Below are 26,331 nucleotides of genomic sequence, written 5' to 3'. Positions count from 1 at the left end.
CCCGGCCCTGTGGGTCACTCGATCTCGACCAGGAGGTCCTTGGCGTCGATCTGCTGGCCGGGGCCGACATGCAGCGCCTTGATGGTGCCGTCGCGGTCGGCGTGCAGGCCGGTCTCCATCTTCATCGCCTCGATCGTCAGCAGCAGATCGCCCTGCTTGACCTGAGCGCCCTGGGCGACGCCGACGGACGCCACGACGCCCGGCATCGGCGCGCCGACATGGCCGGGGTTCGCGGCATCGGCCTTGGGGCGCGCCGCCTGCGCGCCGGTGGCGGAGCGGTTCGGAACGCGGACCTGACGCGGTTGGCCGTTCAGTTCGAAGAAGACCTTCATCTGGCCGGTCTCGTCGGTCTCTCCCAGGGTCAGCAGGCGGACCTCCAGCGTCTTGCCGGGGTCGATCTCGACGCTGATCTCATCGCCCGGCTCCATGCCGTAGAAGAAGGTGCGGGTCGGCAGGGTGCGCACCGGGCCATAGGTCTCATGGCGCTGCATGTAGTCGGTGAAGACCTTGGGATACATCAGGTATCCGTTCAGATCCTCATCGTCGATGGTCTTGCCGTCCAGCATCTCTGACAGCTTGGCGCGCTCGGCCTCCAGGTCGACGGGCTCCAGATGGGCACCGGGGCGGTCGGTGATCGGGGTCTCTCCCTTGAGCACCTTGGCCTGGATCGCCCGCGGCCAGCCACCGGGGGGCTGGCCCAGGTTGCCGCGCATCATGTCCACCACCGAATCGGGGAAGGACATGTCGCGGTCGGGGTTCATGACGTCCTCGGGGGTCAGGTTCTGGGACACCATCATCAGCGCCATGTCGCCCACGACCTTGGACGACGGCGTGACCTTGACGATGTCGCCAAACATCCGGTTCACGTCGGCATAGGCCTGTGCGACCTCGTGCCAGCGATCCTCCAGACCCATGCTGCGGGCCTGCGATTTCAGGTTGGTGAACTGCCCGCCGGGCATCTCATGCAGATAGACCTCGGAGGCCGGGGACTGCAGGCCCGATTCGAACGCGGCATAGCTTTCGCGCACGCGTTCCCAATAGTTGCTGATGGCGCGGACGGCGCCGATGTCCAGGCCGGTGTCGCGATCGGTCTGGGCCAATGCCTCGACCACGGACCCCAGGGTCGGCTGGCTGGTGTTGCCCGACAGCGCGTCCATCGCGCAATCGACGGCATCGACGCCCGCATCGGCCGCGGCCAGGATGGTCGCACCGCCCATGCCGCTGGTGTCGTGTGTGTGGAAGTGGATCGGCAGGCCGACCTCCTCCTTCAGGGCCTTGATCAGGATGCGGGCGGCGGGCGGCTTCAGCAGGCCTGCCATGTCCTTCAGGCCCAGCACATGCGCGCCCGCGGCCTTCAGCTCCTGCGCGGTTTTCACGTAATACTGCAGGTCGTATTTGGACCGGTCGGGGTCCAGCATGTTGCCGGTATAGCAGACCGTGCCTTCGCAGATCTTGCCCGACTCGATCACGGCGTCCATCGCGACGCGCATGTTCTCGACCCAGTTCAGGCTGTCGAAGACGCGGAACACATCGACCCCGGTTTCGGCGGCCTGTTTCACGAAGAACTGCACCACGTTGTCGGGATAGTTGGTGTAACCCACGCCGTTCGACGCGCGCAGCAGCATCTGCGTCATCAGGTTGGGCATCTGCGCACGGATGTCGCGCAGGCGCTGCCAGGGGCATTCCTGCAGGAAGCGATAGGCCACGTCGAAGGTCGCGCCCCCCCAGCATTCCACGCTGAACAGCTGCGGCAGGTTCGCGGCATAGCTGGGCGCCACGCGGATCATGTCGATCGACCGCATCCGTGTCGCCAGCAGCGACTGGTGCCCGTCGCGCATCGTGGTGTCGGTGATCAGCAGCTGGGTCTGGGCGGCCATCCAGTCGGCCACGGCCTGGGCGCCCTGGGTCTCCAGCAACTGGCGGGCGCCGGGCGCGGGGGCGGCCTTGGGGGCGGGCGGGACCGGCGCGCGGGCCTGGGCCGGGGGCAGGGCGCGGCCCGCGGTCTCGGGGTGCCCGTTCACGCTGATGTCGGCCAGATAGGTCAGGATCTTGGTCGCGCGGTCCTGACGCTTCTTGAAGTCGAAAAGATCGTCGGTCGTGTCGATGAACTTGGTCGTGTAGGTGTCGTCCAGAAAGGTCGGATGTTTCAGCAGGTTGATGACGAAGTCGATGTTGGTGCTGACGCCGCGCACCCGGAACTCGCGCAGCGCGCGGTCCATGCGGCGGATCGCCTGGTCGGGGGTCTGCGCCCAGGCCGTGACCTTGACCAGCAGCGAATCGTAATAGCGCGTGATGACGCCCCCCGAATAGGCCGTGCCGCCGTCCAGGCGGATGCCCATGCCGGTGGCCGACCGATAGGCGGTGATGCGGCCGTAATCGGGGATGAAGTTGTTCTGCGGGTCTTCCGTGGTCACCCGGCATTGCAGGGCATGGCCCGACAGGGTGATGTCGGACTGGCTGGCATGGCCCGTGGCATCGGCCAGTGTCTCGCCCTCCGCGATGCGGATCTGGCTTTGCACGATGTCGATGCCGGTGACCTCCTCGGTCACGGTATGCTCGACCTGGACGCGGGGGTTCACCTCGATGAAGTAGAACTGCTGGCTGTCCATATCCATCAGGAACTCGACCGTGCCGGCGTTCTGATAGCCGACGGCCTGCCCGATCTTCAGCGCCAGGCCGCAGACCTCGGCACGCTGGTCCTCGGTCAGATAGGGGGCGGGGGCGCGTTCGACGACCTTCTGGTTGCGGCGCTGCACGGTGCAATCGCGTTCATACAGGTGATAGAGGCCGCCATGCGTGTCGCCCAGCAGCTGCACCTCGACATGGCGGGCGCGCAGGATCATCTTCTCCAGATAACCCTCGCCATTGCCGAAGGCGGCCTCGGCCTCGCGGCGACCCTCGCGGACCTTCTCGACCAGCTCGGCCTCGCTGTTGATCGGACGCATGCCCCGACCGCCGCCGCCCCAGGACGCCTTCAGCATCAGCGGATAGCCGACATCCGCCGCCTCACGCTTGATGGCGTCGAAATCCTCGCCCAGCACCTCGGTCGCGGGGATCACCGGCACGCCCGCCTGGATCGCCACGCGCCGCGCGCTGGCCTTGTCGCCAAGCGCGCGCATCGTGTCGGCGCGCGGACCGATGAAGGTGATGCCGGCCGCCGTGCAGGCATCCACAAAGTCGGGGTTCTCGGACAGCAGGCCGTATCCCGGATGGATCGCGTCGGCGCCCGACAGCTTGGCCACGCGGATGATCTCGGGGATGGACAGATAGGCCGCGACCGGTCCCAGCCCCTCGCCGATGCGATAGGCCTCGTCCGCCTTGAAGCGGTGCAGGCCCAGCTTGTCCTCCTCGGCATAGACGGCGACCGTCTTCTTGCCCAGCTCGTTGGCCGCGCGCATCACGCGAATGGCAATCTCGCCCCGGTTCGCCACCAAAATCTTCTTGAACATGCCAAGCCCCCTTCCTCGTTGCCAAGCATCCTATCCGTGCTGCGATGCAGCGCAAGTGTTAGCGATAACCAGAAGCCTCCGCCCCGCGATCTGCGACCAAAAGCTGATAGCCGATGCAGCAGATGTTACGGTGCCGCAGCGATGTTCCGCCTTCGTTCGCAGATGGAACTTGCTTTTCGCCCAAGCGTCCCTATCTGATGCGACTGGTCAGAGGGGCACGTATGGAACAGAAGTTCATCGAGGTTCGCGGCGCGCGCGAACACAATCTGAAAAATGTCGACATGGATATCCCCCGCGATCAGCTGGTGGTGATCACCGGTCTGTCGGGGTCCGGCAAGTCGTCCCTGGCCTTCGACACGGTCTATGCCGAGGGGCAGCGCCGCTATGTCGAAAGCCTGTCGGCCTATGCGCGCCAGTTCCTGGACATGATGGGCAAGCCCGATGTCGACCATATCAGCGGCCTGTCCCCCGCAATCAGCATCGAGCAGAAGACGACCTCCAAGAACCCGCGTTCCACCGTGGGCACGGTCACCGAGATCTACGACTATCTGCGTCTGCTGTTTGCGCGCGCCGGGACGCCTTATTCCCCCGTGACCGGCCTGCCGATCGAGGCGCAGCAGGTCCAGGACATGGTCGACCGCACCATGGCCCTGCCCGAAGGGACGCGCGCCTATCTGCTGGCCCCCATCGTCCGCGACCGCAAGGGCGAGTACAAGAAGGAGCTGGCCGAGCTGCGCCGCCAGGGCTTTCAACGGGTCAAGATCAACGGCACCTTCCACGACCTGGACGACGCGCCGACCCTGGACAAGAAGTTCCGCCACAACATCGACATCGTGGTCGACCGCATCGTCGTGCGCGAGGGGCTGGAGACGCGGCTGGCAGACAGTCTGCGCACCGCGCTGAACCTGGCCGACGGCATCGCCCATCTGGAGCTGGCACAGGAGGAGGGGGCCGAGGGCGAACCCGAGCGCCTGACCTTCTCCGAGAAGTTCGCATGCCCCGTCAGCGGCTTCACCATCCCCGAGATCGAGCCGCGGCTGTTTTCGTTCAACGCGCCGTTCGGCGCCTGCCCGGTCTGCGACGGTCTGGGGGTCGAGCTGTTCTTCGACGATCGCCTGGTCGTGCCCGATGCGGCCCTGTCGGTGGACAAGGGCGCGATCGTGCCTTGGGCCAAGACCAAGTCGGCCTACCTGACCCAGACCATCAACGCGCTGGCGAAGCATTACGGTTTTGACAAGAAGACCCCGTGGAAGGATCTGCCCGACAGCGTCCAGCAGATGTTCCTGCGCGGGTCGGGCAAGGACGAGATCAAGTTCCGCTTCGACGACGCCGGCCGTGTCTATGAGATCAGCCGCGTCTTCGAGGGCGTGATTCCCAACATGGAACGCCGCCTGCGCGAGACCGACAGCGCCTGGGTGCGCGAGGAGTTCGAGCGTTATCAGAACAACCGCCCCTGCGGCGCCTGCGGAGGCTATCGCCTGAAGCCCGAGGCGCTGGCGGTCAAGATCGCCGGCAACCACGTGGGCGAGGTCGTGCAGCTGTCGATCCAGGAAGCGCTGGACTGGATCACCGACGCGCCGAACCACCTGTCCAAGCAGAAGGCCGAAATCGCCGCCGCAATTCTCAAGGAGATCCGCGAGCGGCTGGGATTCCTGGTCAACGTGGGCCTGAACTATCTGACCCTGTCGCGCGCGGCGGGCACGCTGTCGGGTGGCGAAAGCCAGCGCATTCGCCTGGCCAGCCAGATCGGGTCGGGCCTGACGGGCGTGCTGTACGTTCTGGACGAGCCGTCCATCGGCCTGCACCAGCGCGACAACGACCGGTTGCTGACCACGCTGATGAACCTGCGCGACCAGGGCAACTCGGTCCTGGTGGTCGAACATGACGAGGATGCGATCCGCCATGCCGACTATGTCTTTGACATGGGGCCGGGGGCGGGGGTGCATGGCGGCACCGTGGTCAGCAAGGGCACGCCTGCCGAGATTGCCGCCGATCCCGACAGCCTGACTGGCCAGTATCTGTCCGGCAAGCGCGCGATCGAGGTCCCCGAGACCCGCCGCAAGGGCAACGGCAAGAAGGTCACCGTGGTCAAGGCGACCGGCAACAACCTGAAAGACGTCACCGCCGAATTCCCGCTGGGCCGCTTCGTCTGCGTGTCGGGCGTGTCGGGGGGCGGCAAGTCCACGCTGACCATCGAGACGCTGTTCAAGACCGCATCCCTGCGCCTGAACGGCGCCCGCCAGACCCCCGCGCCCTGCGAGACGATCCGGGGGCTGGAGCATCTGGACAAGGTCATCGACATCGACCAGCGCCCCATCGGGCGCACGCCGCGGTCGAACCCGGCGACCTATACCGGCGCCTTCACGCCCATCCGCGACTGGTTCGCGGGCCTGCCCGAGGCCAAGGCGCGTGGCTACAAGCCGGGCCGGTTCAGCTTCAACGTCAAGGGCGGGCGCTGCGAGGCCTGCCAGGGCGACGGTGTCATCAAGATCGAGATGCACTTCTTGCCCGACGTCTATGTCGAGTGCGAGACCTGCAAGGGCAAGCGCTATAACCGCGAGACGCTGGAGGTGCAGTTCAAGGGCAAGTCCATCGCCGACGTGCTGGACATGACTGTGGAGGACGCACAGGAATTCTTCAGCGCCGTCCCGTCGATCCGCGAGAAGATGGATGCGCTGATGCAGGTGGGCCTGGGCTACATCAAGGTGGGCCAGCAGGCGACGACCCTTTCGGGCGGCGAGGCTCAGCGCGTCAAGCTGTCCAAGGAGCTGTCGCGCCGATCCACGGGCCGCACGCTGTATATCCTGGACGAGCCGACGACGGGTCTGCATTTCGAGGATGTCCGCAAGCTGCTGGAGGTGCTGCACGAGCTGGTCGACCAGGGCAATTCGGTCATCGTGATCGAGCATAACCTGGACGTCATCAAGACGGCAGACTGGATCATCGACATCGGCCCCGAGGGCGGCGATGGCGGCGGCGTGATCGTGGCGGCAGGCACGCCGGAGGATGTCGCGCGGGTCGAGGCCAGCCATACCGGGCGCTATCTTGGACCCATGCTGAACCCCGCCCGCAGCCGCGCCGCGGAGTAGGGCAGGGGGTGCAAAAGAAAATCGCCGAGGGTGCGTTTTTTCCTCTTGCACCCCCCGGCGGGCTTTCGTAAATACCCGCTCACCGAAGGCGAGACGGTGAAACGGATCGCAAGAGGAACTGGAGTGCGGGCGTAGCTCAGGGGTAGAGCATAACCTTGCCAAGGTTAGGGTCGGGCGTTCGAATCGCCTCGCCCGCTCCAAAAACAAAAGGCCAGACCTTCGGGTCTGGCCTTTGTCATTTGTCGCCTGCGGCTTGGTGTCAGGCGGCAACAGCCCGAATTCCATCATGATTGCCTGCGACAATGGTCTGGGTGATTCCGGGTGCACAAGCAGCCTTTGTTGGCACGCGGAGGATGATCCGCCGGATGCGACAGCCACGGTCAGGGCCGCTTTGCCGTACGCCGGTCGATCGGTGACGACATAGGCCGATCCAACCATCGGTACCCTTGGCGTCCGTGCGCAGGCGATCGCGGGGGGACCGCCTGCGCAACCTTGTCAGCCGTCGACGCGAATGCGGGCGTTCTGCGGGTCGTGCGGGCTGTCCTCGGTCACCACCGCGTCATACAGCTCGCGGAACATCCGCACCTGAAGCTTGGTGCCGGGCGTCGCCAGGTCGGGGCGGACATAGCCCATGCCGATCTGCTTGCCGAAGGCCGCCGAATAGCCACCCGAGGTCAGGCGCCCGATCTTTTCCCCGTCCAGGAACAGCGCCTCGCGGCCCCAGGGGTCCGCATCCGCCGGCCCGTCGATCAGCAGCGTGACACAGGTGGACCGGATCCCCTTGGCCTGCATCGCGGCCTTGCCGCGGAACTCCTTGCCCAGGTCCACGAACCGGTCCAACCCGGCCTCCAGCGGCGTCGCATCCCGGCCCAGTTCGGTGCCGAAGGCGCGGTACGACTTCTCCTGGCGCAGCCAGTTCTGAGCCCGAGCGCCGACCAGCTTCATGCCAGACGGCTCTCCGGCGGCGATCAGCTTGTCGAACAGGTGGTTCTGCATCTCGATCGGGTGGTGCAGCTCCCATCCCAGCTCGCCGGTATAGGCGACGCGGATGGCCATGACCGGTACCATGCCCAGCTCTATGTTGCGCATCGACAACCAGGGAAAGCGCTTGTTCGACAGGGCGGTCGCAGGTTCCGCGTCACGGATCATCCGGGCCAGGATGTTCCGGCTCTCAGGCCCTGCCAGGGCAAAGACGCCCCATTGCGTGGTCACGTCCTGCACATGGACGTATTCGCCCCCGGCGGCCATGAAATCCTGCGCCGATTTCAGCAGGTTGTCGCGGTCGTAATCCGTCCAGGCCCCGGCGCTGACCAGGTAGTAATCCTGCTCTCCGCGCCGCACGATCGTGTATTCGGTCCGCACCGTCCCGGCATCGGTCAGCGCATAGGTCAGGTTGATCCGCCCCACCTTGGGCAGTTTGTTGGTGGTCAGCCAGTCCAGGAATGCCGTCGCCCCCGGCCCGGTGACGGTGTGCTTGGCGAAGGCCGTCGCATCGACCAGCCCCGCCGTCTGGCGCACGGCCTCGGCCTCGGCCTTTGCGTATTGCCACCAACCGCCGCGACGGAAGCTGCGGCTGTCATGGTCGTCAAAGCCCTCGGGCCCGTAGTAATTCGGGCGCTCCCACCCGTTCACACAGCCGAACTGCGCCCCATGCGCCGCCTGCCGGTCATAGGCAGGCGAGGTACGCAGCGGGCGGCAGGCGGGCCGTTCCTCGTCGGGATGGTGCAGGATGAAGACGTGGTCATAGGCCTCCTCGTTCTTGCGTGCGGCGTATTCCGTGGTCATCCAGGACCCGAACCGGCGCGGGTCCAGGCTGGCCATGTCGATCTCGGCCTCGCCCTGGGTCATCATCTGCGCCAGGTAATGGCCCACGCCGCCTGCTGCGGTGATGCCAAAGCTGAACCCCTCGGCCAGCCACATGTTGCGCAGGCCGGGCGCGGGTCCGACCAGCGGGTTGCCGTCGGGGGTATAGCAGATCGGGCCGTTGAAGTCGTCCTTCAGACCCACCGTCTCCGACGTCGGAATCCGGTGGATCATCGCCATGTACTCCCCCTCGATCCGCTCAAGATCCAGGGGGAACAGGTCGGCGCGGAAGCTGTCGGGCACGCCATATTCGAACCGCGCGGGCGCACCCTTCTCATAGGGCCCCAGGATCCAGCCGCCGCGCTCCTCACGGACATACCACTTGGCGTCCGCATCGCGCAGGACCGGGTGTTCGGGGTTTCCCTCGGCGCGCCAGCGCATCAGGGCGGGGTCGGGCTCGGTCACGATGAACTGGTGTTCGACCGGAATGGCGGGGATCTTGATGCCCAGCAGCTTGGCCGTGCGCTGTGCGTGGTTGCCGGTCGCGGTCACCACATGTTCGGCGTGGATGTCATAGACCTCTCCGGACGGGATCAGGTTGCCGCCGCGATCCACCATCTTTTCCACCGTCACGACCCATTCGCTGCCGGTCCAGCGATAGGCGTTCACCTGGATCTTGCGCTCGATCCGGCAGCCCGCCATCCGTGCGCCCTTGGCCATGGCCTGGGTCACGTCGGCGGGGTTGATGTATCCGTCGGTCGGGTGGAACAGCGCGCCCTTCAGGTCTTCGGTGCGGACCAGCGGCCAGCGCTCCTTAATCTGGGCGGGGGTCAGGAACTGATGCTCGATCCCGATCGTCTCGGCGGTGGCGGAATACAGCATGTACTCGTCCATCCGCGCATCCGTCTGCGCCATGCGCAGGTTGCCGCAGCGGGTGAAGCCCGCGTTCAGCCCCGTCTCGGCCTCCAACCCGGCATAGAGCTTGACCGAGTAATCGTGGATATGGCTGGTCGCATAGCCCATGTTGAACAGGGGCAGCAGCCCCGCTGCGTGCCAGGTCGATCCGGCGGTCAGCTCGTCGCGTTCGACCAGCAGCGTGTCCCAGCCCGCGCGCGCCAGATGCAGCGCGATGCCGCATCCGACCGCGCCCCCGCCCACGACCAGAACCTTCACATGCGACGTCATCGCGCTCTCCTGTTGGAACCGTTTCGCCTGTGATGCCCCATCGGTGAAACGCCGCGTCAAAGGCGCCCGACATCTGCGGGCGAAAAACGACATGGCCTTGCCCAGACCCGCCCCCGTCGCTAGGTTGCGGCCCACGCCAACAAGGGGGCACCATGGACATCTGCCGCAGCACCGACGCCATGCGCGCCTGGCGCCGGGACGCGGGCCGCACAGCCCTGGTGCCGACGATGGGCGCGCTGCATCAGGGCCACCTGACCCTGGTCGCGCGGGCCCGCGACTGGCTGGACCGGCAGGGCGGCGGCCGGGTGGTGACCTCGATCTTTGTGAACCCCGCGCAGTTCGGCCCGAACGAGGATCTGGACAAGTATCCCCGGCAGGAGGCGCAGGACCTGGACCTGCTGCGCGAGGCCGGCTGCGACGCGGCGTTCCTACCGCAGGTGTCCGACATCTGGCGCCCCGGCGCGCAGACCCATGTGCAGGTGACGCAGTTGGGCGGCATCCTGATGGGCCGCCTGCGCCCCGGCCATTTCCGCGGCGTGGCGACCGTGGTCACCAAGCTGTTCAACATCGTCCAGCCCCAGGCCGCGGCCTTCGGCGAAAAGGACTATCAGCAGCTGACCCTGATCACCCGCATGGTCGAGGACCTGGACATTCCCGTGACCATCCTGCCCGTGCCCACCGTGCGCGAACCCGACGGGCTGGCCATGTCCTCGCGCAACCAGCGCCTGACGGCAGAGGATCGCGCAGCCGCCCCGGTGCTGGCCCGTGCGCTGGACCATGCGGCGGAATCGGTCGCGATGGGTACACCCGTCAGCCTGCTGCGCCGCCAGATCCGCGCCATCCTGTCCACGGAACCGCGGGCCGACATCCGCTCGATCGACATCCGCGACGCGCGCGATCTGTCACGCATCGCCGTCGTGGGCGGTCCGGTGGCGATCCTGCTGGCCGTCCGTTTCGGCGACGTGCTGCTGATCGACCAGCGCACCGCCCATCCATGACCCGCGCGGCCCCGCGCATTCCTTGAAAGGCCGACCCATGTCCGCGCAAGCCCCCGTCCGCCGCGTCACCGCGCCCCAGATCGCCGACCGCAAGGGCTCGACCCCCATCGTCGCGCTGACCGCCTATACCGCGCCGATGGCGGCGATGGTCGATGCCCATGCCGACGTGATCCTGGTGGGCGACAGCCTGGGCATGGTGGTCCACGGCCTGCCTTCGACGATCGGGGTCACGCTGGAGATGATGATCCTGCACGGCCAGGCCGTCATGCGCGGGTCCGACCGCGCCATGGTCGTCATCGACATGCCCTTCGGAAGTTATGAGGAATCGCCGGAACAGGCGTTCCGCAACGCCGCCCGCGTGATGGCCCAGACCGGCGCCGGCGCCGTCAAGCTGGAGGGGGGCGCCCGCATGGCCCCCACCATCCGCTTTCTGGTCGACCGCGGCATCCCGGTCATGGCCCATGTCGGCCTGACGCCGCAGGCCACGAACACGATGGGCGGCTTCAAGACGCAGGGCCGCGATCCGGCCACCTGGCCCGCCTTCGTCGCGGATGCCCGCGCGGTCGCCGATGCGGGCGCGTTCAGCGTCGTGGTCGAGGGGGTGATGGAGGGCTTGGCCGATCAGATCACCGATGCCATCGCCGTGCCGACCATCGGCATCGGCGCCAGCGCGCGCTGCGACGGGCAGATCCTGGTGCTGGACGACATGCTGGGCCTGTCGGGTCGCGTGCCGCGCTTTGTCCGCCGGTTCGGGGAACTGGGCAAAGAGGCCGACCAGGCCATCGCCGCCTATGCGGCCGCGGTCCGTGACCGCAGCTTTCCTGCCGCGGCCGAACTGTACCGCTAAGGCGGCGCTTAGTCGTCGCGCGGTTCGAAATCGGCGGTGGCGGCCAGGCGGGACAGCAGCAGCGGGATCAGCAGCAGGGCGGCAAGTCCCAGATAGATGGTGCCAAGGCTGAGGTGTTCGGCCAGGAAACCGATGCTGCCCGGCGCCAGCAGGATGCCGGAATAGCCCATCATCGTGACCACCGACAGGCCCATGCCTGCGGCAAGCCCCGGCACGTTCCCGGCCGCGGAAAAGGCGATGGGCACCATGTTCGCGATGCCGATCCCCGCCAGCGCGAACCCCGCGATCGCCGGGGCGGGGCTGCTCGACAGCCCGGCCAGGACCAGGCCCGCCATCGCCACGGTCGAACTGGCGCGCAGGGTGGTGACCGCGCCAAAGCGCCGGCGCAGCCGGTCGCCCGCAAAGCGCATCGCCGCCATCGTGCCCGCGCAGGCGGCAAAGCCCAGGCCCGCGACGGACAGCGACGCGCCCATCTCGCGCTGCAGATAGACGGCGGCCCAGTCCAGGATCGCACCTTCGGGAATCATCGCGGCCAGGGCCATCAGCCCGATCAGCCAGGGCAGGGGGCTGCGCGGCAGGCGCAGCGGCGCCTTGGGCGCGCCCGCCTCGGGGGCGTCCTGCAGCAGCCGCGGCAGCGCCCACAGCAGCACCAGCGCAAAGACCGCGGTGATGACGGCGGCATGGGCCAGTTCCCCGAATCGCTGGATCAGCCAGCCGCCCGCGGCGGCGCCGGCAAAGGCGCCCAGGCTCCAGAACCCGTGGCAGGACGACATGATCGCCCGGCCGCGCGCGCGTTCCACCGCGACCGCGTTGGCGTTCATCGCCACGTCCATGCCGCCGACCATGCCGCCGAACAGCACCACGGTCGCCGCCACCGTCCAATAGGTCGGCGCCAGAGAGATCCAGATCATCGACGGCGCGGCCAGCCACGCGGCCAGCCGCACCGCGCTGGCCGATCCGGCCCGTGCAACCATCGCCCCGAACAGCGGCATCACGCAGATCGAGCCCAGGCCCAGCCCCAGCACGATCACCCCGGCGCTGGCCTCGGTGATGCCAAGCCGTTCCATCAGGACGGGAATTTTCGGCGCCCAGCTGCCCACCAGCAGGCCGTTCACGAAAAACAGGGCCGACACGGCCCAACGCATCGTCATCACAGCATCGACGGCACGACCAGGTCGGGCGGGCGGTGCCCGTCGGCAAAGGTCTTGATGTTGATGATCACCTTCTCGCCCATCTCGGCGCGGCCCTCGACGGTCGCGCTGCCCATATGCGGCAGCAGGACGACGTTGGGCAGCTCGCGCAGGCGGGGGTTGATCTCGTGGCCATGCTCGAAGACGTCCAGGCCCGCGCCCGCGATCTCTCCGGCGCGCAGCATGCGGGTCAGGGCGTTCTCGTCGATGACCTCGCCGCGCGAGGTGTTCACGATCACGGCGGTCGGCTTCATTAGCTTCAGCCGACGCGCGTTCAGAAGGTGGAAGGTCGAGGGCGTGTGCGGCGCGTTCACGCTGACGATGTCCATGCGCGCCAGCATCTGGTCCAGGCTCTCCCACCAGGTCGCGCCCAGGGCTTCCTCGATCTCGGGGCGCAGGCGGCGGCGGTTGTGATAGTGGACCTGCATGCCGAAGGCGGCGGCGCGGCGCGCGACGGCCTGGCCGATGCGGCCCATGCCCAGGATGCCAAGACGCCGCCCGCCGACGCGGCCGCCCAGATGGGCGGTGGGCGACCAGCCCTGCCAGCGTCCGGCCTGCATCTCGGCCAGGCCCTCGGGGATCTTGCGCGTCACGGCCAGGATCAGCGCCAGCGTCATGTCGGCGGTGTCCTCGGTCACGACGCCGGGGGTGTTGCTGACCAGCACGCCGCGCTGGCGGGCGGACATCACGTCGATATGGTCGATGCCCGCGCCGAAATTCGCGATCAGCTTCAGCCGTTCGCCCGCGCGGGCCAGCATGGCGGCGGTGATCTGGTCGGTCACGGTCGGCACCAGGACGTCCGCGTCCTGCATCAGCGATACCAGCTGATCGGACGACATCTTGCGGTCGTCGTCGCGCAGGGCCACGTCGAACAGTTCGGACATGCGGGTCTCGACCGCCTCGGGCAGGCGGCGCGTCACGGCGACGCGCAGTCTGCTGCGGGGGGCTGCGGGGGTGGCGGGCATGGTCACCTCACTGTGTCAGAGCCTTGATCGGTCGCCTGCAGGCACGCCCTTCCCATCGGCGGACGCTTTTGGCAAACTGCCCGCGTTGAGGGGCAGGCACAAGACCCCAGAAGGGGCGTCCGCGCCCCGCACAGGACAGGAACGGACAACGCATGACGGCACGGCCAGGCAGGACGGGCGCAAGGGTGGCACTTGCGCTTGTGGCGATGATGGGGGCTGCCGCCCCGCAGGCGATGGCCCAAAGCGAACCGCAACAAAGCCAGGGTGCGACCGAACAGCGGGGTCCGGTGACCAACCTGCCGCTGCCCCGCTATGTCAGCCTGAAGGGCAACGAAGGCAACGCCCGTCGCGGGCCCAGCCTGTCGCACCGCATCGACTGGGTGTTCCGCCATGCGGGGATGCCGCTGCGGGTGGTGGCCGAATTCGGTCATTGGCGCCGGGTCGAGGACAAGGACGGGGCAGGGGGCTGGATCCACTATGCGCTGCTGTCGGGGGTCCGCACCGCCCTGGTCACCCAGGACATGCTGGAACTGCGCGCCCGGCCGCATCGCGATTCCGACATCGTGGCGCGGGCCGAGGCCGGGGCCATCCTGCGGCTGAACGAATGCGAGCCCGAATGGTGCCGCGTGTCGGGCGGCGGCCAGCGGGGCTGGGTGCCCAAGACGGCGATCTGGGGCGTGGACGCGGGCGAAATCCGCGACTGATCCGCGCCGCATTGCAACAATTCGCCGCGCTTTCGATCCCCTGCGCCCGTTGACCCCGGACGGTCACGGGTCTAAACCGCACTCAGCCAACCCGTCGCGGGGTCAGCCGTGATCCCCGCGACCGACAAGGGGATCGTCACCCGTGCAAAACATTACGCAGGACTATCTGCCCATCCTCGTCTTCGCGGCGATGGCCTCGGCGCTTGCGCTGATCTTGCTGCTGTCCGCGTTCGTCATCGCCGTGCGCAATCCCGACCCCGAAAAGGTCAGTGCCTATGAGTCGGGCTTCAACCCGTTCGACGACGCGCGGATGAAGTTCGACGTGCGATTCTATCTGGTGTCGATCCTGTTCATCATCTTCGACCTCGAGGTCGCGTTCCTGTTTCCTTGGGCGGTCAGCTTCCAGGCGATCAGCGAGACCGCGTTCTGGTCGATGATGGCGTTCCTGGGCGTGCTGACCGTGGGCTTTGCCTACGAGTGGAAGAAAGGAGCCTTGGAATGGGCGTGATGGCAGGGGCGAACACCGCCGGACCCGATCGCGAATACGCGACCAAGGCCCTGAACGCGGAGCTGCAGGACAAGGGATTCCTGCTGACCACGACCGAGGACATCATCAACTGGGCGCGCAACGGCTCGCTGCACTGGATGACGTTCGGCCTGGCCTGCTGCGCGGTCGAGATGATGCAGACCTCGATGCCGCGCTATGACCTTGAACGCTTCGGGACCGCGCCGCGCGCCTCCCCGCGCCAGTCGGACCTGATGATCGTGGCGGGCACGCTGACCAACAAGATGGCCCCGGCGCTGCGCAAGGTCTATGACCAGATGCCGGAACCGCGTTACGTCATCAGCATGGGCAGCTGCGCCAATGGCGGCGGCTATTACCATTACAGCTATTCCGTGGTGCGCGGATGCGACCGGATCGTGCCCGTGGACATCTATGTCCCCGGCTGCCCGCCGACCGCCGAGGCGCTGCTTTACGGCATCCTGCAACTTCAGCGCCGCATCCGGCGCACCGGCACGCTGGTGAGGTGATCATGGCGACCTATACCGATCCCGACGCGCTGGACCAGCTGGCCGAGCACATCAAGCTGCGCCGCCCGAACGAGGTCATCGGCACCGACGTGGCCTTTGGCGAACTGACCGTGACGGCCACGGCCAGCGGCATCCTGGATCTGCTGGATTTCCTCCGCAGCGATAGCAGCTGCCGGTTTTCCACGCTGGTCGACATCACCGCCGTCGATTACCCGTCGCGCCAGCAGCGTTTCGACGTGGTCTGGCACTTCCTGTCGATGTACCAGAACCACCGCATCCGCGTGAAGGTCGCCATCCGCGAGGATGAGATGCTGCCGACGCTGACCGCGATCTATCCCGCCGCAAACTGGTTCGAGCGCGAGATCTTCGACATGTTCGGGATCCTGTTCACCGGTCATCCGGACCTGCGCCGCATCCTGACCGACTATGGCTTTTCCGGCCATCCGCTGCGCAAGGACTTTCCGACCACCGGTTATGTCGAGGTTCGATATGACGACGCCGAAAAGCGCGTGATCTATGAGCCCGTGTCGCTGGTGCAGGAATACCGGCAGTTCGATTTCCTGTCGCCCTGGGAAGGCGTGCAATACGCCCTGCCCGGCGACGAAAAGGGGGCCGCGAAATGATGGACGGCGACATCCGCGCGAACAGCTATGACGACGGCAGCCACGACCTGGTGACCGGCGAACAGCGCATTCGCAACTTCAACATCAACTTCGGTCCGCAACACCCTGCCGCGCATGGTGTGCTGCGCATGGTGCTGGAGCTGGACGGCGAGGTCGTGGAACGCGCCGACCCGCATATCGGCCTGCTGCACCGCGGCACCGAGAAGCTGATGGAAAGCCGGACCTATCTTCAGAACCTGCCGTATTTCGACCGGCTGGATTACGTGTCGCCGATGAACCAGGAACACGCCTGGTGCCTTGCGATCGAACGTCTGACCGGGACGGTCGTGCCGCGCCGCGCCAGCCTGATCCGGGTGCTGTTCTGCGAGGTGGGGCGTATCCTGAACCACCTTCTGGGCCTGACGACCGGCGCGCTGGACGTCGGCGCCCTGACCCCGCCGCTATGGGGTTTCGAGGCGCGCGAGGATCTGATGATCTTCTATGAACGCGCATCGGGCGCGCGTCTGCATGCAGCCTATTTCCGGCCGGGCGGCGTCCATCAGGACCTGACCCCCGACCTGCTGGACGACATGGAGGCGTGGTGCGAGCGTTTCCCCAAGGTTCTGGACGATCTGGACACGCTGCTGACCGAAAACCGCATCTTCAAGCAGCGGCTGGTCGACATCGGCATCGTGTCCGAACAGGATGCGCTGGATTGGGGTTTCTCGGGCGTGATGGTGCGCGGATCGGGCATGGCCTGGGACCTGCGTCGCAGCCAGCCTTACGAATGCTATGACGAGTTCGACTTCAAGATCCCGGTCGGTACGAACGGCGACTGCTATGACCGTTTCCTGTGCCGGATGCAGGAAATGCGTGAATCGACGCTGATCATGAAGCAGGCGATCGCCAAGCTGCGGGCCGAAGGGCCGGGCGAGGTTCTGGCCCGCGGCAAGCTGACCCCGCCCAAGCGGGGCGACATGAAGCGGGACATGGAAAGCCTGATCCATCACTTCAAGCTGTACACCGAGGGCTTCCGCGTTCCCGCCGGAGAGGTCTATGCCGCCGTCGAGGCCCCCAAGGGCGAGTTCGGCGTCTATCTGGTCAGCGACGGCACCAACCGTCCCTATCGTGCGAAACTTCGCGCGCCGGGGTTCCTGCACCTTCAATCCATGGACTGGATGTCCAAGGGCCATCTGCTGGCCGACGTCCCGGCCCTGATCGCCACCCAGGATATCGTCTTCGGAGAGGTTGACCGCTGATGCTGCGCCGCCTGCACCCCGTCCAGCCGGACAGTTTCGAATTCACGCCTGCGAACCTGGAATGGGCGCAGGCACAGATCACCAAATACCCCGAGGGTCGTCAGCAATCGGCAATCATTCCTGTCCTGTGGCGTGCCCAGGAACAGGAAGGCTGGCTGTCGCGTCCCGCCATCGAATATTGCGCCGAACTGTTGGGCATGGCCTATATCCGGGCGCTGGAAGTGGCGACGTTCTACTTCATGTTCCAGCTGCAACCCGTTGGGACTGTTGCGAACATCCAGATCTGCGGCACCACGACCTGCATGATCTGCGGAGCCGAGGACCTGGTCGCGGTCTGCAAGCGCAAGATCGCGCCCACGCCGCATACCCTGTCGGCCGACGGCAAGTTCAGCTGGGAGGAGGTCGAGTGCCTTGGCGCCTGCGCCAACGCCCCCATGGCCCAGATCGGCAAGGACTACTACGAGGATCTGACGCCCGAGAGCCTCGAGGCGCTGATCGACCGCATGTCGGCCGGAGAGGTTCCGGTGCCCGGATCGCAGACCGGCCGCTTTGCATCCGAACCCGTCAGCGGACTGACCAGCCTGGCGGATCTGAAGGGGCAGGAGGGTCACAACGCCAGCGTGCAACTGGCCTCTGACCTGGGCGAGACGCTGAAGCGGATCGACGGGACCGAGGTTCCGATCCTGACGAAATGGCGCCGCAAGCCCGATGCCGCGGCGGACGACCAGACCGGGGTGGACACCGCGCCGGAACGCGAACCGCGCCCGTCGGACGGGGCACCGGTCGATTCGACCGGCGTGACCGAGCAGGAGGCGCAGGCCAGTTCGGCCGCGCGCCCGGTTTCGGCGCGCGAACCGGCCGATGTGCGCAAGGATGACAAGGACCGCGACTGACCGCAGCCCGACGACCCGCAGAAAGGACGCCAGCCATGACACCCGCCAGCAGAACCACCGGAGCCGTCACGGCGCTGCTGGTCTTTCTGGGCATCGGCCTGTTCGGGCAGATGGGCTGGCTGGCGGCCTTGTTGCTGGCGCTGATCGCGGGTGGCCTGCTGGCCCTGATGGTGGCTTGGCTTGGCGATCCCCGCGGGGTCCGAATGGACGAGCCGGACTGGGACGCGATGCCGCTGCCGCCGCAGGCGGCCGCGCCCGTCCGGCAGGCACCGGCGCCTGCGGCTGCGCCCGAGATTGCGCCGTCGGGTGATGCCATTCCTCCGGCCGCCCCGCGCGAGACGCCGGACGCCGCGCGCAGCATCTATGCCGGCGGGCCTGACGACCTGCGGGCCATCAAGGGCATCGGGCCGAAGGTCCAGCAGGCGCTGGAGCAGGCGGGCGTGACGCGGTTCGCGCAGATCGCCGCCTGGGACGATGCCGACGTGGATCGCATGGCGGCCGGGATCGGCCGCGCGGCGTCGCGCATCCGCAATGACGACTGGGTGGGGCAGGCGCGCGCGCTGGCCGCACGCAGGCAGGAGGCGGGGTGATGGCTGACCCCGCGCAGGACGCCCGCCAGATGCGGCTGGTCGCGATTGTGATCGCGACGACCATGCTGATCTGGCTCGCCATCCAGGCGATCGGGCAGCACTATGACTGGGCGGCGCGGTGGGCCTTTCTGGCCGACCTTGCCGCCATCGGCGCTTTTGTCTGGTCGCTGATCGTGACCTGGCGTATCTGGCGGCGCAGGAATGCGTGACGCCGGGAATAAAGGACGTATCGGATGCTGAAAGACCAGGATCGCATTTTCACCAACCTGTATGGCATGGGCGACCGCAGCCTGGCCGGCGCGCAGAAGCGTGGCCATTGGGACGGGACCGGCGACATTATCGGCCGCGGGCGCGACAAGATCATTGAGCAGGTCAAGGCTTCGGGGCTGCGTGGACGCGGCGGCGCAGGCTTTCCGACCGGTCTGAAATGGTCCTTCATGCCCAAGGAATCGGACGGCCGGCCCAGCTATCTGGTGATCAACGCCGACGAATCGGAGCCTGCGACCTGCAAGGACCGCGAGATCATGCGCCATGATCCGCACACCCTGATCGAGGGTGCGCTGATCGCAAGCTTCGCGATGAACGCGCATGTCTGCTACATCTATCTGCGCGGCGAATACATCCGCGAAAAGGAGGCCCTGCAGGCCGCCATCGACGAATGCTATGACGCGGGGCTTCTGGGCGCGAATGCGGCCGGGTCGGGATGGGATTTCGACCTGTATCTGCACCACGGCGCCGGCGCCTATATCTGTGGCGAGGAAACCGCGCTGCTGGAAAGCCTGGAAGGCAAGAAGGGCATGCCGCGCATGAAGCCGCCCTTCCCGGCGGGCGCGGGTCTCTATGGCTGCCCGACCACGGTGAACAACGTCGAATCCATCGCCGTCGTGCCGACGATCCTGCGCCGCGGGGCGGAGTGGTTTGCGGGCTTTGGTCGTCCGAACAACGCGGGCGTAAAACTGTTCGGGCTGACCGGACATCTGAATGCCCCCTGCGTGGTCGAGGAGGCGATGTCGATCAGCATGAAGGAACTGATCGAAAAGCATGGCGGCGGCGTGCGCGGCGGCTGGAAGAACCTCAAGGCGGTGATTCCCGGCGGCGCCTCCTGCCCGGTCCTGACAGCCGAGCAGTGCGAGAACGCCATCATGGATTACGACGGCATGCGCGAGCTGAAATCCAGCTTTGGCACCGGCTGCATGATCGTGATGGATCAGTCGACCGACATCATCAAGGCGATCTGGCGCCTGTCAGCCTTCTTCAAGCACGAAAGCTGCGGCCAGTGCACGCCCTGCCGCGAGGGCACCGGCTGGATGATGCGCGTCATGGCGCGCCTGGTGTCCGGCGAGGCCGAGGTCGAGGAGATCGACATGCTGCTTGACGTGACCAAGCAGGTCGAAGGCCACACCATCTGTGCCTTGGGCGATGCGGCGGCGTGGCCGATCCAGGGCCTGATCCGCAATTTCCGCGGAGAGATCGAGGATCGCCTGATCGCCAAGAAGACCGGGCGCACGGGCGCGCTGGCCGCGGAATGAGCATGACGGCGGTATATCACGATCCCCGCACGGGGTCGTGTCGGGCAATGCGCCCGGCCGGTGATTACGTGGAGGCACGTGATCACCGAAAGGATGCCGTGATGAAACGACCCATGCTTGCCGCCATCGCCCTGGCGGTTCTGGCCCTTCCTGCCGCCGCGCAGGTGCCGCTGAGCCAGGAGACCTACATCAACGACCGGCTGGTCCAGGCCCGTGTGGCCGACATGCTGCGCCGGGGATGCCCCGACATCAGCGCGCGGATGATCCGTGCCTTCAGCGAGGCGCGCGCGCTGAAACGCTATGCCCTGGATCAGGGCTATTCCGAGACCGAGATCGAGACCTTTCTGGACAGCCGCGAGGATCGCCGACGCATCTATGCCGAGGCAGACCGCTATATGGTCCAGAACGGTGTCGTGAACGGACAGCCGGAAACCTTTTGCCGCCTTGGGCGGGACGAAATCGCACGGCAGACGGTCGCAGGATCGCTGCTGAGTGCCAGATAAGGAAGTCATCATGGCCGAATTGCGGACAATCAAGATCGACGGCATCGAGATCCAGGTCGATCCGAACCTGACCTTGATCCAGGCCTGCGAGCAGGCCGGGATCGAGATCCCGCGTTTCTGCTATCACGAGCGGCTGTCCATCGCGGGCAACTGCCGGATGTGCCTGGTCGAGGTCGTGGGCGGCCCGCCCAAGCCCGCCGCCTCCTGCGCGATGCAGGTCAAGGACATGCGCCCCGGTCCCGACGGCGCCCCGTCCGAGATCCGCACCAACAGCCCGATGGTCAAGAAGGCCCGCGAAGGCGTGATGGAGTTCCTCCTGATCAACCATCCGCTGGACTGCCCGATCTGCGACCAGGGCGGCGAATGCGACCTGCAGGACCAGGCGATGGCATACGGCGTCGATTTCAGCCGCTATCGCGAGCCCAAGCGTGCCTCCGAGGAGCTGAACCTGGGGCCGCTGGTCGAGACCCACATGACGCGCTGCATCAGCTGCACCCGCTGCGTGCGTTTCACGACCGAGGTCGCTGGCATCACCCAGATGGGTCAGACCGGTCGCGGCGAGGACAGCGAGATCACCAGCTATCTGAACCAGACGCTGGAATCAAACCTGCAGGGCAACATCATCGACCTGTGCCCGGTGGGCGCGCTGGTGTCGAAGCCCTATGCCTTCACCGCCCGCCCGTGGGAGCTGACCAAGACCGAGACGATTGACGTCATGGACGCGCTTGGCAGCGCGATCCGCGTGGACACCAAGGGCCGCGAAGTGATGCGCATCCTGCCGCGCAACCATGACGCGGTGAACGAGGAGTGGATCAGCGACAAGACCCGCTTCGTCTGGGACGGTCTGCGCCGCCAGCGTCTGGATACCCCCTATCTACGCGAGAACGGCCGCTTGCGCCCGGCCACCTGGCCCGAGGCGCTGACCGCTGCCGCCCGCGCGATGCAGGGCGGCAAGGTCGCGGGCCTGGTCGGTGATCTGGCCTCGGTCGAGGCGGCCTTCAGCCTCAAGACGCTGGTCGAGGGGCTGGGCGGTTCGGTGGAATGCCGCACCGACGGCGCGCGCCTGCCGGCGGGCAACCGGTCGGGCTATGTCGGCAATGCGGTGATCGAGGATATCGACACCGCTGCGTCCATCCTGCTGATCGGGACCAACCCGCGCGACGAGGCGGCCGTGCTGAACGCCCGCCTGCGCCGGGCCTGGGCACGCGGAGCGCAGGTCACGGTCGTCGGTCCGGCAGTCGATCTGACCTTCGATTATGACCATGCGGGCACCGACCGCGCGGCGCTGTCCGCCTTGCTGGACAAGGCCGAACAGTCCGAGGACGCGGGCATCATCATCATCGGGCAGGGCGCCCTGCGCGAGGCCGACGGCGAGGCCGTGCTGGCCGCCGCCCAGGCCTTGGCCCAGACCACCGGCGCGCGCCTGCTGGTCCTGCACACCGCCGCCGGCCGCGTGGGTGCGATGGACGTGGGCGCCGTGACCGAGGGCGGGATGTCCGCCGCGATCGACGGGGCGCAGGTGATCTTCAACCTGGGCGCGGACGAGGTCGAGATCGCCGCGGGTCCGGTGGTCATCTATCAGGGCAGCCATGGCGACCGGGGCGCGCATCGCGCCGACATCATCCTGCCCGCCGCCTGCTATACCGAGGAGATGGGCCTGTTCGTGAACACCGAGGGCCGTCCCCAGCTGGCCATGCGCGCCAATTTCGCGCCCGGCGAGGCCAAGGAGAACTGGGCCATCCTGCGCGCCCTGTCGGCCGAGCTGGGCCAGACCCTGCCGTGGGACAGCCTGGCGCAGCTGCGTCGTGCGCTGGTCGAGGCCGTGCCGCATCTGGGCCAGGTCGATCAGGTCGTCGAGAGCGACTGGCAGCCCCTGCCGATGCGGGACCTGGGTCAGGCGGCCTTCGTGAACCCGATCCGTGATTTCTACCTGACGAACCCGATCGCACGCAGCTCTCCGCTGATGGGAGAGTTGTCGCGCATGGCTGCGGCGCGCCATATGCCCGCGTTGGCTGCGGAGTAACAAGGATGACCCCCACTGTTCGGACAAGCGCTTCGGTGACGGCCCTGATCGGGGCCGTCTTGGCCCTGTCGGGCTGCATGCAGACCTCGACCGGTGGGGGGGCGGAGGCGCGTCCTCCGGTGGCGGCCTCTGTGGCGGGGGGCGACAGGCTTGGCCGCGCCCGCGTGTCCAGCCAGTCGGGAGAGATCCTGATCCTGGAGGAGGACGGCAGCGTCACGACGATGGATCTGGACAGCCCCGGCGGCCGCGACGCCTTTGCTGTGACCGAGGCCGACCTGGAGGCGCTGAACCAGAACCTGGACCTGGATTTCGCAGGCCTGGTCGCGCCCAACCGCCCGCGGGAGAAGACCGCGCAGCAGAAGGCGCTGGAGGCGTTCGCCGCGCGGACCCAGCCCGCGCTGCCGGTGCTGGCCGAAGGGACCGAGATCGCGCCCGAATCCTTCATCGCCGTGCAGGTGGTGCCGCTGAACCGCGGCGCGGGCGCCGATCTGGTCGAGGTGACGGCCAATCTGCAGCAGGGGGTGGACGCGGATATCGCGTTCTCGTATGCCACCTGCGCATTGGCCGGTTGGGCCCGCGACAACGGCAACCCCTATGGTCGGCATGTCCGCACGCTTCAGGCCGAACGGAACGGCAAGCTGCTGATCGGATCGGCGTTCCTGCTGTCGGACAGCAAGCCGATGGGATTGCGGGTGATGGAAACGGAAGAGACCTTGCGCGAATGCGACGCACGCGGCATTCCAACGGCGTAAGGCAAAGGGACTGGCATCATGGCTGAATTTTGGGCATCCTCCTGGGGCATCGCGCTGATCCTGCTGGCGCAGGGCCTGGCGCTGATCGTCTTCGTGATGCTGTCGCTGGTATACATGGTCTATGGCGACCGCAAGATCTGGGCGGCGGTGCAGATGCGCCGCGGACCTAACGTGGTCGGGCCCTGGGGCGTCCTTCAGACATTCGCCGACGCGCTGAAATTCGTGGTCAAGGAAATCGTCGTGCCCGCGGGCGCGGACAAGTTCGTGTTCTTCCTGGCGCCGTTCCTGTCGATGATGCTGGCGCTTCTGGCCTTCGTGGCGATTCCCTTCGCGCCGGGCTGGGTCATGGCAGACATCAACGTGGGCATCCTGTTCATCTTCGCGGTCTCCTCGCTGGAGGTCTACGGGGTGATCATGGGGGGCTGGGCGTCCAACTCCAAGTTCCCGTTCCTGGGCTCGCTGCGGTCGGCCGCACAGATGATCAGCTATGAGGTCAGCCTGGGCCTGATCATCATCGGCGTGATCATCTCGGCAGGCTCGATGAACCTGACCGCCATCGTCGAGGCACAGCGCGGGGCGGGACTGCTGTCCTGGTTCTGGCTGCCGCACCTGCCGATGGTCGTGCTGTTCTTCGTCTCGGCCCTGGCCGAGACCAACCGCCCGCCCTTCGACCTGCCGGAAGCGGAATCCGAACTGGTCGCGGGCTTCATGACCGAATATTCCTCGACCCCCTATCTGCTGTTCATGGCCGGCGAATACATCGCCATGTGGCTGATGTGCGCGCTGATCAGCCTGCTGTTCTTCGGCGGCTGGCTGTCACCCATCCCCGGCCTGCCGGACGGCGCGATCTGGATGTTCCTCAAGATGGTCATCTGGTTCTTCATGTTCGCGATGGTGAAGGCCATCGTGCCGCGGTACCGCTATGACCAGTTGATGCGGATCGGCTGGAAGGTGTTCCTGCCACTGTCCCTGGGCTGGGTCGTGATCGTGGCTTTCCTTGCGAAATTCGAAGTCTTCGGGACCTTCTGGGCCCGTTGGGCAGGAGTGTAAAAGATGGCTTTCGACGTCGTCCGCGCCACCAAGTACTTCCTGATGGTGGATTTCATCAAAGGGTTCGGCCTGGGCATGCGCTATTTCTTCGCGCCCAAGGCGACCATCAACTATCCCCACGAAAAGGGTCCGCTGTCGCCGCGCTTCCGCGGCGAACACGCCCTGCGCCGCTATCCCAACGGAGAGGAACGCTGCATCGCCTGCAAGCTGTGCGAGGCGATCTGTCCCGCGCAGGCGATCACCATCGATGCCGAACCCCGCGACGACGGCTCGCGCCGTACGACGCGCTATGACATCGACATGACCAAGTGCATCTATTGTGGCTTCTGCCAGGAGGCCTGCCCGGTCGATGCGATCGTCGAGGGGCCGAACTTCGAGTTCGCCACAGAGACCCGCGAGGAGCTGTTCTACAACAAGGACAAGTTGCTGGATAACGGCGCCCGTTGGGAATCCGAGATCGCGCGCAACCTGGCGATGGACGCGCCCTACAGATGACCGATCCCTTCACCAAGATGTTCCAGCAGATGCTGAGCCAGGGACAGGAGATGGCGCGGACCTTCAATCCGGCGCTGGAGCATTTCGACGTCAAGGCGTTCGAGAAGATGTTCCCGACCATGCCAGCGGACATGCTGGAGATGTGGTTCGGCAAGACCTTCAACCGTGACGGCCTGGATGCGCGCACCCGCCTGCTGGTGACCATTGCGGCGATGACCGTGCAGGGCGCGCTGGCCGAACCGCAGATGCGCATGACCATCCGCCACGCCATCGAGGCAGGCGCCACCCCGCGCGAGATCGCCGAGGTGATCTATCAGATGGGAATGTTCGGCGGCCTGCCGGCGATGCAGAAGGCGCTGGAGATCGCCCAGGGCGTCTTTACCGAATCCGAGGGGAGCCCCCAGTCATGATGACATTCGCATTCTACCTGTTCGCCATCTCTGTCTGCACGGCGGGCTTTATGGTGGTGCTGGCGCGCAACCCGGTCCATTCGGTGCTGTGGCTGATCCTGGCCTTCCTGTCGGCCGCGGGGCTGTTCGTCCTGCTGGGCGCCGAGTTCGTGGCCATGCTGCTGATCATCGTCTATGTCGGCGCGGTCGCGGTGCTGTTCCTGTTCGTGGTCATGATGCTGGACGTGGACTTCACCAAGCTGAAGGGCGAGTTCGCCCGCTATCTGCCGCTGGCCGGCCTGATCGCCATCGTCCTGCTGGCGCAGCTGGCCATCGCCTATGGCGCGTGGGAAAGCAGCGACCAGTCGGCAACCCTGCGGTCCGTGCCGATGGCGACCGAGGTTCTGAACACCAACGCGATCGGTCTGCTGCTCTATGACCGCTACATCCTGCCGTTCCAGATCTCGGGCCTGATCCTGCTGGTCGCGATGATCGGGGCGATCACGCTGACCATGCGGCACCGCACCAACGTCAAGCGCCAGGACGTGATCGCCCAGATGCACCGCGATCCGGCCAAGGCCATGCAGCTGCGCGACGTCAAGCCGGGGCAGGGGCTGTAAGCTTCCGCCCCAGCCAACGGAATATCAACGGGTGAGAGAGCCCGGAGGGACTGAACTGATGATCGGATTGACACATTACCTGGTCGTGGGCGCGATATTGTTCGTCGCCGGGATCTTCGGCATCTTCGTGAACCGCAAGAACGTCATCGTCATCCTGATGTCGATCGAGCTGATGCTGCTGGCGGTCAACATCAACTTCGTGGCCTTCTCGGCCCATCTGGGCGATCTGGGCGGGCAGATCTTCACCATGTTCATCCTGACCGTCGCCGCGGCCGAAGCGGCCATCGGCCTGGCCATCCTGGTCGTCTTCTTCCGCAACCGCGGCACGATCGCGGTGGAAGATGTCAACGTGATGAAGGGTTAG

Annotated in this window: 24 protein-coding genes and 1 tRNA gene; 21 read left to right on the top strand and 4 right to left on the bottom strand. The window is 66.5% G+C overall.

What is annotated here, in order from left to right:
- Window positions 1-14: 14 nt before the first annotated feature.
- Window positions 15-3,449, bottom strand: coding sequence for a pyruvate carboxylase (locus tag LZ686_RS03275; RefSeq protein ID WP_349546970.1), 3,435 nt, complete (start codon window positions 3,447-3,449; stop codon window positions 15-17).
- 221 nt (window positions 3,450-3,670) lie between these two features.
- Here LZ686_RS03275 and uvrA point away from each other — a divergent pair, with 221 nt between their 5' ends.
- Window positions 3,671-6,538, top strand: a complete 2,868-nt coding sequence (gene uvrA / locus LZ686_RS03270; protein ID WP_349546969.1) for an excinuclease ABC subunit UvrA — start codon at window positions 3,671-3,673, stop codon at window positions 6,536-6,538.
- Between the two features lie 125 nt (window positions 6,539-6,663).
- Window positions 6,664-6,738 (top strand) — tRNA-Gly (locus LZ686_RS03265).
- Between the two features lie 295 nt (window positions 6,739-7,033).
- Here the strand turns inward: LZ686_RS03265 and LZ686_RS03260 are convergent.
- Window positions 7,034-9,526 (bottom strand): GcvT family protein, encoded by a 2,493-nt coding sequence (locus tag LZ686_RS03260; protein WP_349546968.1) that lies wholly within the window; start codon window positions 9,524-9,526, stop codon window positions 7,034-7,036.
- Between the two features lie 152 nt (window positions 9,527-9,678).
- On the opposite strand from LZ686_RS03260, the gene panC reads away from it, so the two are divergent.
- Window positions 9,679-10,524: a pantoate--beta-alanine ligase gene (gene panC / locus LZ686_RS03255; RefSeq protein WP_349546967.1), complete on the top strand. Its 846-nt coding sequence runs from the start codon at window positions 9,679-9,681 to the stop codon at window positions 10,522-10,524.
- A 37-nt stretch (window positions 10,525-10,561) separates the two neighbouring features.
- Entirely contained in the window at window positions 10,562-11,371 is an 810-nt protein-coding gene (panB, locus tag LZ686_RS03250) for a 3-methyl-2-oxobutanoate hydroxymethyltransferase (RefSeq protein ID WP_349546966.1), read from the top strand.
- An 8-nt stretch (window positions 11,372-11,379) separates the two neighbouring features.
- Here panB and LZ686_RS03245 read toward each other — a convergent pair whose 3' ends face one another.
- Together LZ686_RS03245 and LZ686_RS03240 are read right to left on the bottom strand one after the other, a co-directional pair.
- On the bottom strand, window positions 11,380-12,522 hold the full coding sequence (locus LZ686_RS03245; protein WP_349546965.1) for an MFS transporter: 1,143 nt from the start codon (window positions 12,520-12,522) through the stop codon (window positions 11,380-11,382).
- On the bottom strand, window positions 12,522-13,526 hold the full coding sequence (locus LZ686_RS03240) for a 2-hydroxyacid dehydrogenase (protein ID WP_148912166.1): 1,005 nt from the start codon (window positions 13,524-13,526) through the stop codon (window positions 12,522-12,524). Before LZ686_RS03240 ends, LZ686_RS03245 begins: the two co-directional genes overlap by 1 nt.
- 152 nt (window positions 13,527-13,678) lie before the next feature.
- Here LZ686_RS03240 and LZ686_RS03235 point away from each other — a divergent pair, with 152 nt between their 5' ends.
- The 17 genes from LZ686_RS03235 to nuoK all read left to right on the top strand — a co-directional run bounded on the left by LZ686_RS03235 (window position 13,679) and on the right by nuoK (window position 26,331).
- A complete protein-coding gene (locus LZ686_RS03235) occupies window positions 13,679-14,230 on the top strand; it encodes an SH3 domain-containing protein (RefSeq protein ID WP_148912076.1) in 552 nt (183 codons plus the stop codon).
- 190 nt (window positions 14,231-14,420) lie between these two features.
- Window positions 14,421-14,738 (top strand): NADH-quinone oxidoreductase subunit A, encoded by a 318-nt coding sequence (gene ndhC, locus LZ686_RS03230; protein WP_206692694.1) that lies wholly within the window; start codon window positions 14,421-14,423, stop codon window positions 14,736-14,738.
- Complete coding sequence (locus tag LZ686_RS03225; RefSeq protein WP_176695081.1) at window positions 14,738-15,262, top strand: NuoB/complex I 20 kDa subunit family protein; 525 nt, start codon at window positions 14,738-14,740, stop codon at window positions 15,260-15,262. Before ndhC ends, LZ686_RS03225 begins: the two co-directional genes overlap by 1 nt.
- A 2-nt stretch (window positions 15,263-15,264) precedes the next feature.
- Window positions 15,265-15,885: an NADH-quinone oxidoreductase subunit C gene (locus tag LZ686_RS03220; protein WP_045998808.1), complete on the top strand. Its 621-nt coding sequence runs from the start codon at window positions 15,265-15,267 to the stop codon at window positions 15,883-15,885.
- Entirely contained in the window at window positions 15,882-17,123 is a 1,242-nt protein-coding gene (locus LZ686_RS03215) for an NADH-quinone oxidoreductase subunit D (RefSeq protein ID WP_045998809.1), read from the top strand. The genes LZ686_RS03220 and LZ686_RS03215 overlap by 4 nt, the downstream gene beginning before the upstream one ends.
- A complete protein-coding gene (gene nuoE, locus LZ686_RS03210; protein ID WP_045998810.1) occupies window positions 17,123-18,016 on the top strand; it encodes an NADH-quinone oxidoreductase subunit NuoE in 894 nt (297 codons plus the stop codon). Before LZ686_RS03215 ends, nuoE begins: the two co-directional genes overlap by 1 nt.
- A 35-nt stretch (window positions 18,017-18,051) precedes the next feature.
- A complete protein-coding gene (locus LZ686_RS03205) occupies window positions 18,052-18,606 on the top strand; it encodes a helix-hairpin-helix domain-containing protein (protein ID WP_349546964.1) in 555 nt (184 codons plus the stop codon).
- Window positions 18,606-18,815, top strand: a complete 210-nt coding sequence (locus tag LZ686_RS03200; protein ID WP_045998811.1) for a DUF5337 domain-containing protein — start codon at window positions 18,606-18,608, stop codon at window positions 18,813-18,815. The genes LZ686_RS03205 and LZ686_RS03200 overlap by 1 nt, the downstream gene beginning before the upstream one ends.
- A 24-nt stretch (window positions 18,816-18,839) precedes the next feature.
- Window positions 18,840-20,135 (top strand): NADH-quinone oxidoreductase subunit NuoF, encoded by a 1,296-nt coding sequence (gene nuoF / locus LZ686_RS03195; RefSeq protein ID WP_045998812.1) that lies wholly within the window; start codon window positions 18,840-18,842, stop codon window positions 20,133-20,135.
- 101 nt (window positions 20,136-20,236) lie between these two features.
- Window positions 20,237-20,638, top strand: coding sequence for a DUF5333 domain-containing protein (locus LZ686_RS03190; protein ID WP_295168180.1), 402 nt, complete (start codon window positions 20,237-20,239; stop codon window positions 20,636-20,638).
- 10 nt (window positions 20,639-20,648) lie between these two features.
- Window positions 20,649-22,661 (top strand): NADH-quinone oxidoreductase subunit NuoG, encoded by a 2,013-nt coding sequence (gene nuoG, locus LZ686_RS03185; protein ID WP_349546963.1) that lies wholly within the window; start codon window positions 20,649-20,651, stop codon window positions 22,659-22,661.
- Window positions 22,662-22,696: 35 nt separating this feature from the next.
- Entirely contained in the window at window positions 22,697-23,413 is a 717-nt protein-coding gene (locus LZ686_RS03180) for a YNQ4 family lipoprotein (protein ID WP_240542436.1), read from the top strand.
- Between the two features lie 18 nt (window positions 23,414-23,431).
- A complete protein-coding gene (gene nuoH / locus LZ686_RS03175) occupies window positions 23,432-24,463 on the top strand; it encodes an NADH-quinone oxidoreductase subunit NuoH (RefSeq protein WP_045998816.1) in 1,032 nt (343 codons plus the stop codon).
- Window positions 24,464-24,466: 3 nt separating this feature from the next.
- Window positions 24,467-24,958, top strand: coding sequence for an NADH-quinone oxidoreductase subunit NuoI (nuoI, locus tag LZ686_RS03170; RefSeq protein ID WP_045998817.1), 492 nt, complete (start codon window positions 24,467-24,469; stop codon window positions 24,956-24,958).
- Window positions 24,955-25,368, top strand: a complete 414-nt coding sequence (locus tag LZ686_RS03165; RefSeq protein WP_045998818.1) for a carboxymuconolactone decarboxylase family protein — start codon at window positions 24,955-24,957, stop codon at window positions 25,366-25,368. The genes nuoI and LZ686_RS03165 overlap by 4 nt, the downstream gene beginning before the upstream one ends.
- The gene (locus LZ686_RS03160) at window positions 25,365-25,967 is read left to right on the top strand and encodes an NADH-quinone oxidoreductase subunit J (RefSeq protein ID WP_045998819.1); all 603 of its coding nucleotides are present in this window, start codon (window positions 25,365-25,367) and stop codon (window positions 25,965-25,967) included. Before LZ686_RS03165 ends, LZ686_RS03160 begins: the two co-directional genes overlap by 4 nt.
- Window positions 25,968-26,025: 58 nt before the next feature.
- Window positions 26,026-26,331, top strand: coding sequence for an NADH-quinone oxidoreductase subunit NuoK (nuoK, locus tag LZ686_RS03155; RefSeq protein ID WP_042248542.1), 306 nt, complete (start codon window positions 26,026-26,028; stop codon window positions 26,329-26,331).

The sequence above is a fragment of the Paracoccus sp. NFXS7 genome (assembly GCF_040148865.1).
Lineage (GTDB): Bacteria > Pseudomonadota > Alphaproteobacteria > Rhodobacterales > Rhodobacteraceae > Paracoccus > Paracoccus marcusii.
The sequence above is the reverse complement of the archived record's forward strand: the minus strand, read 5'-3'. Positions and strand labels throughout refer to the sequence as shown.